The organism is Clavibacter sp. MX14-G9D (assembly GCF_032917815.1).
Lineage (GTDB): Bacteria > Actinomycetota > Actinomycetes > Actinomycetales > Microbacteriaceae > Clavibacter > Clavibacter michiganensis_K.
Genome location: NZ_JAVCVL010000075.1, coordinates 1 through 11,416, shown reverse-complemented (window position 1 = coordinate 11,416; position 11,416 = coordinate 1). Strand labels below are relative to the sequence as shown.

Genomic DNA, 11,416 nt, shown 5'->3' with positions numbered 1-11,416 from the left:
CGGCCTCCCGCATCACGTCGACCAGGACCCGGTCGCGGTCGGCGGCCGGGCGGCGGATCGTGGACAGCAGCGCACCCGTCGCGGCCGCGTGGAGGAGGTCGACCGCGACGGGCTCGGCGACGCGCAGGCGTCCCGCGAGCGCGACCCGGTGCACGCGCGCCTCGAGGAGGGCCACGCCCGCGCGCACGGCCGGGGAGCCGGGTCCCCGGGCCGGGTCGCTCATGAGGGCGTAGAGGTCGGGGTTGGCGAGCCCGAACGCGATCGTCGCGTCCCAGCCCGCGCGGAGGTCGTCGACGGCGTCGGCCGCGCCCGCCGCGGCGGCGCGCACGGCCTCCGCCTTGGCGGCGCTGAACCGGGTCATCTCCCGCTCCGCGACCGCGTCGAGGAGCCCCTCCTTGTCGCCGAACAGCCGGTAGATGGTGGGGGCCTGCACGCCCGCGGCCTCGGAGACGGCGCGGGTGGTGACGGCCGCCCGACCGGAAGCGCGGAGGAGGTCGGCGGCCACGTCGACGATGCGGTCGCGCGTGCCCGCGCGCGGGTCGGCGGCGGCCTCGTCGGGCGCGGGAGCGTCGGCGGTCATGGAACGACGATAACGCACGGGTGTTAGCGCGGTGTTTCCCGTGCTACCTTTCGAGCGTTACCACCGATAACACGAGACGAACGAGAGGCACGCACATGATCGTCATCACCGGAGCCACCGGCGCCCTCAACGGCGCCACCGCCGAGCACCTGCTGCGGACCGTCCCCGCGGCGGGCATCGCCGTCGTCGCACGCGACCCCGCGAGCGCGCGGTCGTTCGCCGACCGCGGCGTGGAGGTGCGCCGCGGCGACTACGCCGACGCGACATCGCTCCCCGCCGCCTTCGCGGGCGCCGACCGGCTGCTCCTCGTCTCCGCCAGCGATCCGGGCGCCGACGCCGTCGCGCTGCACCGCGCCGCCGTCGAGGCCGCGACGGAGGCGGGCGTGGGGCGGATCCTCTACACGAGCCACCAGGGCGCCGCTCCCGACTCGCCCTTCGCCCCGGCCCGCGACCACGCCGCCACCGAGGGGATCCTCGCGGCCTCCGGCATCCCGTGGACGGCGCTCCGCAACGGCTTCTACCTGCACAGCATCGACCTGCTGCTGGGCGCCTGGCGCGAGACCGGCGTGATCCGCGTCCCCGCCGACGGCCCCGTCTCCTGGACGTCGCGCGCCGACGCCGCGGAGGGCGCCGCACGGATCCTGCTCCAGGACGCGCCCGCCGACGGTCCGGTCACCCTCACCGCGAGCGCGGCGCCGACCATGGCCGAGGTGGCGGAGCTGGCGTCCGAGGTCGCGGGCCGCCCGGTGCGCCTCGAGGTCGTGGATGCCGAGGACTGGATCGCCGGGCTGGTCGCCGTCGGCACGCCCGCCCCCGTCGCGCGCTTCCTCCTGGGGCTCCCGCTCGCGGCTGCCGGCGGCTTCCTCGCGGGCACGGACCCGCTCCTGGCCGAGCTCCTCGGCCGCGAGCCCGAGGGCGTGCGCGACCACCTCGCGCGCGGCTGACCGGGCGATCCGCGTCCGGGCGACCCGCGACCGGGCGACCCGCGACCGGGCGACCCGCGACCGGGCGATCCACGTCCGGGCGTCGGGCCGGTCGCACGACGGAGCCCCGGTCGCCGCGTCGCGAGGACGTGGCGCCGGGGCTCCGCGGTGCGGGCCGGTGTCCGCCGGATCAGCTCGGCTCGAGCACCCGCTCCGGGACGGCCGGCGCGCCCGCGGACGCGCCGACCGGCTCCACCGACGTGAGCACGTACCGCTCGTCCGCGATCGTGACGTGGTGCACGGGTCCGGCGATCTCGATCGCCGCCTCCGTCTCCCGCACGGCGCTCGACGGCCCCACCCACAGCTCCACCGCGCCCGGCTCGACGATGCGGCGGTACCGCGGGTCGGTGAAGGCGAGGCGGGTGGTGGGCACCTCGAACCGGACGCGCGCGGACTCGCCGGCGGCGAGGTCCAGCCGCAGGTAGCCGAGCAGCTGCGCGACGGGCCGCGTCACGCTGCCCTGCACGTCGCGGGCGTACAGCTGCACCACGTCGGTGCCGTCGCGGTCGCCCGTGTTGCGCACCTCGACGGTCGCCGTGAACGACTCCCCCGCCCGCACCTCGGACGCCGCGACCGCGAGGCCGGTGCGCGCGAACGACGTGTACGAGAGTCCGTGCCCGAACGGGAGCACGGGCGTCGGGTCGGCGCTCGTCACCTCCGACGGGCCGCCCAGGATCGGGTGCAGGTACGAGAACGGCTGCGCGCCCGCGGAGCGCGGGAGCGACACCGGGAGGCGGCCGGACGGCGACACCCGGCCGGAGAGCACGCCCGCGATCGCGGATCCGCCCTCCTCGCCCGGGAAGAACGCCTGCAGCACAGCCGCGGGGGCGGACTCGCCCTCGATCGCCCACGCCACCGCGTACGGCCGGCCGGTGAGCAGCACCATGACCACGGGGGTCCCGGTGGCCTGGATCGCCTCCACCAGCTCGCGCTGCACGCCCGGCAGGTCGAGGCTCTCGACGTCGTTGCCCTCGCCGACCGTGCCGCGGCCGAACAGGCCCGCCCGGTCGCCGACGACCACGACCGCGAGGTCGGCGCGGCAGGCCTCGTCGACGGCGGCGTCGAAGCCGGAGCGGTCGTCGCCCTCCACCTCGGCGCCGGCGACGAGCACCAGCTCGCTGTCGGGCAGCTCGACGCGCAGCGCCTCGGCCACGGTCGGGATCGCGAACCCGAGCGGGGTGCCCGGGTGGTGCGCGAGCACGTGGTTGGCGAACGAGTAGCAGCCCATGAGCGCCTCGGCGCTGTCGGCGTTGGGGCCGATCAGCGCGATGCGGCGCGGCGCGGGCCGGTCGGCCGACGCGAGCGGCAGGGTGCCGTCGTTCGCGAGCAGCACCACGGACTCCTCCGCGAGGCGACGCGCGACGTCCCGGTGGGCCGGGGTGTCGAGGTCGATGCTCGTGGGCGGCGCGTCGAAGGTCGCGTCGAGGAGCCCCAGCTCCTCCTTCTCGTCGAGCACCCGGAGCACCGCGCGGTCGACGAGCGACTCGTCGGCGAGCCCAGCGCGGATCCGCTCCGCCAGCGGCGCGAGGTACGCGTCGCCGGTGGGCAGCTCCACGTCGATGCCGGCCGCGAGCGCGAGCTCGGCCGCCTCGCCGCGGTCGCCCGCGACGGCGTGCATCACCTGGAGGAACGCGACGGAGAAGTAGTCGGAGACGACGACCCCGTCGAAGCCCCAGCGGCCGCGGAGCACGTCGGTGAGGTACTCGGGGGTGGCGCCGACGGGCGCGCCGTCGATCTCCGCGTACGAGTTCATGACCGAGCGCACGCCGCCGTCGAGCACCGCCATCTCGAACGGCGGCAGCAGCACGTCCTCCACGAAGCGCGGGCCCACGTGCACCGGCGCGTGGTTGCGCCCGGACTGCGACGCCGAGTAGCCGACGAAGTGCTTGAGCGTGGCGTGGATCCCCGCGCCCTGCAGGCCCTTCACGTACGCGGTGCCGATGGTGCCGACCACGTACGGGTCCTCGGCGATGCACTCGTCGACGCGGCCCCAGCGGGCGTCGCGGATCACGTCGAGCACGGGCGCGAGGCCCTGGTGCACGCCGAGCTCCCGCATCGACCCGCCGATGAGGCCCGCCATCTCCTCGACCAGGCCGGGGTCGAAGGACGCGCCCCACGCGAGCGGCGTGGGGAACGTGGCGGCCTGCCACGCGGCGAGCCCCGTGAGGCACTCCTCGTGCACGAGCGCCGGGATGCCGAGCCGCGTCTCCGTCTGGAGCCGCCTCTGCTCGGCCCACAGCCACGACGCGCGCTCCACGGGATCCACCGGCCGCGTGCCGTACACGCGGGTGAGGTGCCCGAGGCCGTGCTCGGTGGCCTCCTCGTACCGGCCGGTCGTGGCCATCTCGCCCTGCATGGGCGCGACGACCTCGCCGCCCTGGTCGACCCAGTAGCCGACGATCTGCGCGAGCTTCTCCTCGAGGGTCATGCGCGCGTGCAGCTCGCGCACGCGCTCCGACACCCGGGGCAGCTCCACGGCGCCGGGCGCCGGCGCCTCCGCGCCGGTCATCCCTTCACCGCGCCGGTGAGGCCGCCGACGATGCGGCGCTCGAACACGGAGAAGAACACGAGCGCGGGGATCATCGACAGCGACGTGAACGCGAGCACCTTGGCCGTGTCGACCGAGTACTGCGACGAGAACGACTGCACGCCGAGCGGCAGCGTGTAGATCGACGCGTCGCTGAGGAGGAACAGCGGCAGGAGGTAGCTGTTCCAGCTGCCGATGAACGCGAGGATCCCGACCGTGATCACGCCCGGCATCGACAGCCGCACGACCATGCGGAAGAAGAACCCGAGGCGGCTGCACCCGTCGATGAACGCGGCCTCCTGGATCTCGTCCGGGATCGCCCGCAGGAACGGCACCAGGATGATGATCGTCGTCGGGAGCGCGAACGCGATCTGCGGGAGGATGATCCCCGGCAGCGAGTTCGTGAGGCCGAGCGAGCGGATCACGATGTACAGCGGCGTGATCGCCACGGTGATGGGGAACATGAGCCCCGACGCGAAGAGCGCGTACAGCGCCCCGCGGCCGAAGAACGTGTACCGGGCCAGCACGTAGCTCGCCATGAGGCCGAGCACGACCGCGCCGACCGTGGTGCCGATCGCGGCGATGAGCGAGTTGCCCACCTGGCGCCAGAACATGGAGCCCGTGAGGACGTCGACGTAGTTCTGGATCTGCCACGGCGACGGGAAGCCCGCCGGGTCGGTCGTGATCTGGGCGTTCGTGCGGAAGCCGCCGAGGATGATGTACGCCACCGGCGTCAGCATCAGGGCGATGAGCACGACCGCGACGAGGTACGGGATCGGGTTGTTGCCCTGCCCCGGCGTCCTCGCCCTCCGGGGCTTCGGCGCCTTCGCCGAGTAGGCGGGGTCCAGGTCCGCGTTGCGCGGAGCGGCGGTGACGACGGTCACTTCTTCTTCCTTCCCGTGCCCGTGAGGGCGCCGGCGGTGTCGCGGTTGAGCACGAACCGCTGGTAGACGAGCGCGACGACCAGGGAGACGAGGAACAGCACCACGGCGACGGCGTTGCCGTACCCGTAGTTGCCGGATCCGCGCCCGTTGGCCACGAGGTACGTGGCCATGGTCGAGGTGCCCGCGGTGGCCGAGATGTACTGGCCCCAGATGATGTAGACGAGGTCGAACAGCTGCAGCGAGCCGATGATCGACAGGAACGCCCAGATGCGCAGCGTCGGCGCGAGCAGCGGCAGGGTGATGCGCCGCTGGATCTGCCAGTACGACGCGCCGTCGATGGCGGCCGCCTCGGAGAGCTCCTCGGGGATGCCCTGGAGGCCGGCGAGGAAGAGGATCACCGCGAAGCCGATGTACTTCCACGTGATGATCGTCATGAGCGACCAGATCGCGATGTCGGGGTTGGCGAGCCAGTCCTGCTGGAGGTCCGCCAGGCCGACGTTCGCGAGGAAGCCGTTGAGCGCGCCGGAGCCCTGGAGCATGAGGCTCCAGCCGGTGCCGACGACGACCTCGGAGATGACGTACGGCACGAAGATCAGCACGCGGATGATCGACTGGCCGCGCAGCTTCCGGTTGAGCAGCAGCGCCACGAGGATCGCCACCGGGCCCTGCAGCACGAGCGACAGCACCACGATCACGGCGTTGTGCATCAGCGCCTCGTGGAACGTGGGGTCCTGGAGGATCGTGATGTAGTTCCGGAAGCCCACGAAGACGGTGGGCGGGCCGAAGCCCTGCCAGCTGAAGAAGCCGTAGTAGGCCGCCATCACCACGGGGTAGATGACGAAGCCCAGGAAGAAGAGGAGGGCCGGGCCCACGAGGATCAGGACCTCGAGGCGACCGGTCCAGCCGAGGCCGCGGCGTCGCGCACGCACCGCCGAGGGCGGCGTCGTCGCGACGCCGCCCTCGGGGTGTGCAGGATCAGCCGCGGGACGCTGCTCGTCGAGCGAGCTCTCGCGGATCGTCATGTCGGGTCGCCTAGGCCTTCTTGGCGGCGTCGCCGACGGTCTGGATGAGCTTCTCCGGGCTGCCGTCGCCCGCCATGAGGTCGACGACGCCGACGTTCATCGCGTTGCCGACGTTCAGGCCGTAGACCGTGTCGAGCCACTGGGAGACGTAGGGCGCGTCGTTGTACGCGGCCAGGATCTCCTGGAGGTACGGCTCGGTGACCGCGGTCTGCGCCTCGGTGTTCACGGGCGGGGCGTTGAAGGCCGCGTAGTACTCCTTCTGCACGTCGGCGGTGCCGATGTAGTTGAGGAAGTCGACGCACTCCTTCGGCGCCTGCGCGGAGCAGGAGTAGCCGTCGATGCCGCCCATGATCGAGCCGGGCTCGCCCTCGCCACCCGAGATCTCGGGGAAGGGGAACCAGGACAGGTCGGCCAGCGGCTTCTGGTCGGGGGTGAGGCCCGCGATGACTCCCGGGTCCCAGGCGCCCATGAGCTCCATGGCGGCCTGCTTGTTGGCGATGAGGCCGGCCGAGCTGCCGGCGCCCTGCTGCGCCGCGGTGGTGAGGAAGCCGTCGTTGAACGGCTCGGTGCCGACGAGGTCCTGCACGTCCTCGCCCGCCGCGATCCAGCACTCGTCGCTGAAGTCCTTGTCCGTCGCCGCCTTCTCGAGCGTCGCGGAGGAGCACTCGCGGAGCGCGAAGTTGAAGTACCAGTGCGCGGCGGGCCACGCGTCCTTGGCGCCGAGGGCGATGGGCGCGACGCCCGACCCCTTCAGCTTCTCGACGGCGGCGTCGAGCTCGTCCATGGTCGTCGGCGTCTCCGTGATGCCGGCGGCCGTGAAGAGGTCCTGGCTGTAGAAGATGCCGCTGGGGAGCACGGCGACGGGCATGGCGTACGCCTTGCCGTCGATGGAGTTCGCGTCGAACGCGCCCTGCGAGATCTCGGCCTTCACGTCGGCGGAGATGCCGTCCGTGATGTCCATGACCTGGCCCGCGGCGACGGTGGCGGCGAGCTTGCCGCCACCGCGCTGCAGGAAGATGTCGGGCGCGTCGCCCGAGTTGAGGGCGGTCTGCAGCTTGCCGTCGAGGTCCTCGTTCTGGATCGACGTGGCCGTGACCGTGACGCCCGGGTTCGCGGCGTTGAAGTCCGCCGTGGTCTTCTCCCAGAACGCCTTGCCCGGGCCGGTGGTGGAGTTCTGCCACAGCGTCATCTCGACGGGACCGCCGTCGTCGCTGCCGGAGCCGCCGCCGCTGCAGCCGGTGAGGGCGAGCGCCCCCACGAGCAGGGCCGCGGATCCCGTGAGGATCTTCCGTGCCTTCATCTTGTCCAACCTGTCCTCTTCATTGAGCGCACCCTGGCGGGTGTCGGGGGGGGTGTCGTGCTCGTGCGCGGCCGGATGCTGTGGGGTCGCGGCACGTCCCGGATCCGCGCGGGAGACGGTCGCGACGCCGCGTCCTCGCGGTGCCGCGACCTCCTGACGGGGGCCGGTCGTGACAGTGTCAGCCGCGCTCCGGCGAATCGTCAAACGTTTTCGAAATCCTTTTCCTGCAGGCGTAGGGTCCACTGCATGACCCGCCGTCCCACGATCCACGACGTCGCCGCTGCCGCCGGCGTCTCGGTGTCGACCGTCTCCAAGGCCGTCAACGGCCGCTACGGGATCTCGGCCGAGACCTCCCGCCGCGTCATGGAGGTCGTCGAGCGCCTCGGCTACGAGTCGAGCCTCGTCGCCAGCAGCATGCGCTCCCACCGCACCGGAGTCATCGGCGTCCTGGTGGCCGACTTCGAGCCGTTCAGCGCCGAGATCCTCAAGGGCGTGAGCGCCGCGCTCCGCCGCTCGCGCTACGACCTGCTGGCGTACAGCGGCTCGCGCCAGGCCGACGGCGCCGGCTGGGAGCGCCGGTCGCTCAGCCGCCTGAGCGGCACGCTCATCGACGGCGCGATCATGGTCACGCCGACCGTCGTGACCGCCTCCACCGAGATCCCCGTCGTCTCGATCGACCCGCATACGGGACCGGCCGACCTGCCGAGCGTCGAGTCGGACAGCCTGGGCGGCGCGCTCCAGGCGACCCGCCACCTCCTCGAGCTCGGGCACCGGCGGATCGGGTTCCTCGCCGGCCGCCCCGACCTCCGCTCGGCGAGCCTCCGCGAGGCCGGGTACCGGCGGGCCTTGCAGGACGCGGGCATCGCCTTCGACCCGGCACTCGTGCGCTCGGGACTGTTCCTCACGGCACCGGCGCGGGAGCCCGCGCGGGTCCTCCTGTCGATGCCGGACCGCCCGACCGCGATCTTCGCCGCCAACGACCTCTCGGGCATCGCGATCCTCCAGGTGGCGGCGGAGCTGGGCATCCGCGTGCCCGAGGACCTCTCCGTCATCGGGTTCGACGACATCCCCGAGGCGTCGCAGATGACGCCGCCGCTCACCACGATCCGCCAGCCGATGCAGCGCCTCGGCACCACCGCGGTGGACCTGCTCATGTCGCTCATGGGCGGCACCGAGCCCGACGCCATGCGGGTGCAGCTGCCCACCCGGCTCGTCCGACGGGCGACGACCGCGCCGGCGCCGGTCCCGCGGCGCTGATCGCCGCCCGGCAGACCTGTCAGGCTCGACGCATGGGAGACGACGACGACCGGGCCGCGCCGCGCGAGGATCGGAAGGGCACGAGGCCGGCATGGATGCGGCGGCTCACGCCGGCGGAGATGCGGGACCAGGAGGACTTCCAGGACCAGAACGCGATCGTGAAGTTCTACGCGGTGATCCCGCTCATGGTGGTGGCGGTCTTCCTCCCGGCCGGTCCGATCCGCGGCATCTGGATCGCCCTGGTGATCGTGGGGTACGTGATCTGGGGCGTGAGGAACGTGATGCGGTCGTCGCGGAAGCGCACGGCGGACGAGGCGGGACGGGCCGCGCCATCCGAGAGCGGCGAGGATCGACCCTCGAGCGCCGCGCCCGGGGACTGACTCCCGGCCTGACAGGCTGGGTCCATGGACCACGACGACTGGGACGTCCGGGTCGCCGCCTTCTGGGCGGCCGCCGACGACGAGCGCGCGGACGAGACCGTCGCCGCGATGCGGGAGCTGGTCGCGGAACGGCCGGACGGGGATCCGCGGGCGCTCTTCGAGCTGGCGTGCGCGCACGACCTCGTGGGCCGCGAGGCGGAGGCCGTGCCGCTCTACCGCGCGGCGATCGCGGGTGGACTGGACGCCGCGCACCGGCCGCTCGCGGTGATCCAGCTCGCGAGCTCGCTGCGGAACGTCGGCGAGGTGGCCGAGGCGGTCGCCCTCCTGGAAGGGCTGCCCGACGACGAGAACGCACCCGGACGCGACGCGTTCCTCGCGCTCGCGCTGCACGACGCGGGGCGCGCGACGGAGGCGCTGGTCGTGGCGCTCCGGCGGCTCGCGCCCACGCTGCCGGCGTACGGCCGGGCGGTCACGGCCTACGCGGACGAGCTCGCGGAGCGCGACCGGACGGATCCGGCGTCACCCGCCGAGGGCTAGGCGCCCGGCGTGACGCGGCCCTCGTCGACCTCGCCCGGCGCGGCCTCCGCGGTCGCATCCGCCGCGTCCGCCTCGGCCTTCTTCGCGCGGGCCAGCCGGATCGCCGCGCGGCCCGACGGCAGCGAGATGGCGACCGTGATCACGACGACCGTGATGATCCCCGCCGCGACCAGCAGCGCCTGCACGCTGAACACGTCGGCGAGGGGGCCGAACGCGACCGCGCCGATCGGGGTCGCGAGCGCCATGACGATGCCGACGTAGCTGAACACCCGGCCGTGCATCTCGGGCGCGACCGTCTCCTGCACGAGCGTCATGAAGGGCGCCGAGAACAGCGGGACGAACAGGCCGATGGCGAACATGAACCCGTAGAAGACCCAGAGGTTCGGGCTGAGGCCGAGGCCCGCCGTGAAGACCGCGAAGCCGAAGCAGCTCACGAGGATCAGCGTCATGCGGTCGGACTTCGCGAACAGGGTCGACACGAGCGCGCCGCCGCCGAGCATCCCGACGCTGAAGGCGATCTCGAGCACCGTCACCATCCACACCTCGGTGCCGTAGGTGCGGGCCACGAGCAGCGGGGTGATGAACGACGGCGCGACCGTGAGCAGGAAGATGATCGCGAAGACCACCAGCAGCCAGCGGACGACCGGGTTGCCGCCGATGTAGCGGATCCCCTCCACGAGGTCCTCGCGGTACGTCGACGTCTTGTCGGCGATGGAGGCGAGCGTCGGCACGGCCACCGACAGCAGGAACGCGATGCCGATGGCGGCCGTGATCGCGTCCACGAAGAACAGCGGCACCAGGCCGTACGCGGCGAAGATCGCGCCCGCGGCGGCCGGCGCCAGGAGCGCCATCGCCGACTGGATGGTGCCGAAGATCCCGTTCACGCGCAGCAGCTGCTCGGGCGGCACGATCTGCGGGATCATCGCCTGCACGGCGGGCGTCTGGAATCCCGCGCCGACGGACCGGACGGCCACGGCGAGCAGGATGATCCAGAGGTCGGTGACCCCGTTCATCATCAGCAGGGCGAGCGCGAGCGTGACCACGGCGATGGTGCTGTCGGACGCGATGACCAGCACCCGCCGGTTCATGCGGTCGGCGAGCGTGCCGCCGAAGATGGAGACGATCCCCTGCGGCAGGAACGCGCAGACGGCGTAGAGCGCGATCGCGAGGCCCGAGCGGGTCTCGAACGTGACGTACCACATGACCGCGTACTGGACGAGCATCGAGCCGAACAGCGACACCGTCTGACCGCTGAGGAACAGGGTGGCGTTGCGCTTCCACCGGGCGGCGACGACGGCCGCGTCGGCTGCGGCCGCGTCGGCGGCGCTCACGGCGCTCGTGCTCGTGCTCGACAGGTCGGCCTGCCCTGCCGGGTCGCTCATCGGATCCTCGCCTGCTCTGTTTCCTCGGGTGCGGAGGCCACCAGGCTAGGGCGCGCGGAGGTCGACGCGCCAGGGGCTACCGAGGGGAGCGCGGGCTCAGCGATCCCGACGCGGCGGCGCGCGGACTAGAGGTCGCGGCTCGCCAGCACCAGGTCGGAGTCGGAGGGCGTGATCTCCACCGACCGGATGCGCTCGATCGGGATGCTCGACGTGGCCGCCAGCTGCTTCGCCTCCTTCTCTCCCGAGCCCCATGAGGCGACGACGGTGCGGGTGCCGTCCTGCGCGATCACGACGAGGTCGTAGGCGCCGAGCCCGGCACCGCCGCCCGCGTACTCGCAGTTCCAGTCGAAGCGCGTGCCGTAGGACTTCCCGGTCACGGCGAGCTGGGCGATCACCGCGTCGTCGAGCATGGACCGCATGCTCACGGCGTCGGCGGGCAGGCCGTCGGCGGGGTCGACGGTCGCGGTGGCGGCAGGGGTCGGATCCGCGACCGGCGCGCTCACGCCGGCCCGGAGCGCGGAGCCGAGGGCGGCACCGCCCGCGAGGAGCGCGACGGCCGCGGCG

The 11,416-nt window shown here is 73.0% G+C and carries 10 protein-coding genes and 1 pseudogene; 4 read left to right on the top strand and 7 right to left on the bottom strand.

Translation table 11 applies throughout. The features are described 5' to 3' along the window. Window positions 1–580: TetR family transcriptional regulator (locus tag Q6969_RS08135; protein WP_317229978.1), on the bottom strand; the 580-nt coding region annotated here is incomplete at its 3' end. A 95-nt stretch (window positions 581–675) separates the two neighbouring features. Between Q6969_RS08135 and Q6969_RS08130 the strand changes: the two genes are divergently transcribed. Beyond that, a complete protein-coding gene (locus Q6969_RS08130; RefSeq protein ID WP_317229977.1) occupies window positions 676–1,524 on the top strand; it encodes an SDR family oxidoreductase in 849 nt (282 codons plus the stop codon). 169 nt (window positions 1,525–1,693) lie between these two features. Here Q6969_RS08130 and Q6969_RS08125 read toward each other — a convergent pair whose 3' ends face one another. Genes Q6969_RS08125 through Q6969_RS08110 form a run of 4 tightly spaced genes read right to left on the bottom strand, consistent with a single transcriptional unit; the run spans window position 1,694 to window position 7,296 of the window. After that, complete coding sequence (locus Q6969_RS08125) at window positions 1,694–4,072, bottom strand: glycoside hydrolase family 3 N-terminal domain-containing protein (protein ID WP_317229976.1); 2,379 nt, start codon at window positions 4,070–4,072, stop codon at window positions 1,694–1,696. Beyond that, window positions 4,069–4,974, bottom strand: coding sequence for a carbohydrate ABC transporter permease (locus Q6969_RS08120; RefSeq protein ID WP_317229975.1), 906 nt, complete (start codon window positions 4,972–4,974; stop codon window positions 4,069–4,071). Before Q6969_RS08120 ends, Q6969_RS08125 begins: the two co-directional genes overlap by 4 nt. Then, window positions 4,971–5,996, bottom strand: a complete 1,026-nt coding sequence (locus Q6969_RS08115; protein WP_104290421.1) for a carbohydrate ABC transporter permease — start codon at window positions 5,994–5,996, stop codon at window positions 4,971–4,973. The genes Q6969_RS08120 and Q6969_RS08115 overlap by 4 nt, the downstream gene beginning before the upstream one ends. 10 nt (window positions 5,997–6,006) lie before the next feature. Next, window positions 6,007–7,296: an extracellular solute-binding protein gene (locus Q6969_RS08110; protein ID WP_317229974.1), complete on the bottom strand. Its 1,290-nt coding sequence runs from the start codon at window positions 7,294–7,296 to the stop codon at window positions 6,007–6,009. Window positions 7,297–7,542: 246 nt separating this feature from the next. Between Q6969_RS08110 and Q6969_RS08105 the strand changes: the two genes are divergently transcribed. From Q6969_RS08105 to Q6969_RS08095, 3 genes are read left to right on the top strand one after another with little or no spacing between them, the layout of a single operon-like run. Then, window positions 7,543–8,553 carry a LacI family DNA-binding transcriptional regulator gene (locus Q6969_RS08105; protein ID WP_317229973.1) on the top strand — a complete coding sequence of 337 codons (1,011 nt, stop codon included), beginning with the start codon at window positions 7,543–7,545 and terminating at the stop codon, window positions 8,551–8,553. Between the two features lie 32 nt (window positions 8,554–8,585). Continuing rightward, a complete protein-coding gene (locus Q6969_RS08100; RefSeq protein ID WP_317229972.1) occupies window positions 8,586–8,933 on the top strand; it encodes a hypothetical protein in 348 nt (115 codons plus the stop codon). 24 nt (window positions 8,934–8,957) lie between these two features. Beyond that, window positions 8,958–9,470, top strand: coding sequence for a tetratricopeptide repeat protein (locus tag Q6969_RS08095; protein ID WP_317229971.1), 513 nt, complete (start codon window positions 8,958–8,960; stop codon window positions 9,468–9,470). On the opposite strand, the gene Q6969_RS08090 is transcribed toward Q6969_RS08095, so the two are convergent. Then, complete coding sequence (locus Q6969_RS08090; RefSeq protein WP_317229970.1) at window positions 9,467–10,852, bottom strand: MFS transporter; 1,386 nt, start codon at window positions 10,850–10,852, stop codon at window positions 9,467–9,469. The genes Q6969_RS08095 and Q6969_RS08090 overlap by 4 nt on opposite strands. Window positions 10,853–10,977: 125 nt before the next feature. Further along, a pseudogene (locus Q6969_RS08085) lies at window positions 10,978–11,416 on the bottom strand (anti-sigma factor); the annotation flags it as partial.

What these genes read in the sequence shown, in the direction of transcription:
- Q6969_RS08130 (WP_317229977.1), top strand. Translation starts at nt 676, where the DNA reads ATGATCGTCATCACCGGAGCCACCGGCGCCCTCAACGGCGCCACCGCC.
- Q6969_RS08125 (WP_317229976.1), bottom strand. Translation starts at nt 4,072, where the DNA reads ATGACCGGCGCGGAGGCGCCGGCGCCCGGCGCCGTGGAGCTGCCCCGG.
- Q6969_RS08115 (WP_104290421.1), bottom strand. Translation starts at nt 5,996, where the DNA reads ATGACGATCCGCGAGAGCTCGCTCGACGAGCAGCGTCCCGCGGCTGAT.
- Q6969_RS08110 (WP_317229974.1), bottom strand. Translation starts at nt 7,296, where the DNA reads ATGAAGGCACGGAAGATCCTCACGGGATCCGCGGCCCTGCTCGTGGGG.
- Q6969_RS08105 (WP_317229973.1), top strand. Translation starts at nt 7,543, where the DNA reads ATGACCCGCCGTCCCACGATCCACGACGTCGCCGCTGCCGCCGGCGTC.
- Q6969_RS08100 (WP_317229972.1), top strand. Translation starts at nt 8,586, where the DNA reads ATGGGAGACGACGACGACCGGGCCGCGCCGCGCGAGGATCGGAAGGGC.
- Q6969_RS08095 (WP_317229971.1), top strand. Translation starts at nt 8,958, where the DNA reads ATGGACCACGACGACTGGGACGTCCGGGTCGCCGCCTTCTGGGCGGCC.
- Q6969_RS08090 (WP_317229970.1), bottom strand. Translation starts at nt 10,852, where the DNA reads ATGAGCGACCCGGCAGGGCAGGCCGACCTGTCGAGCACGAGCACGAGC.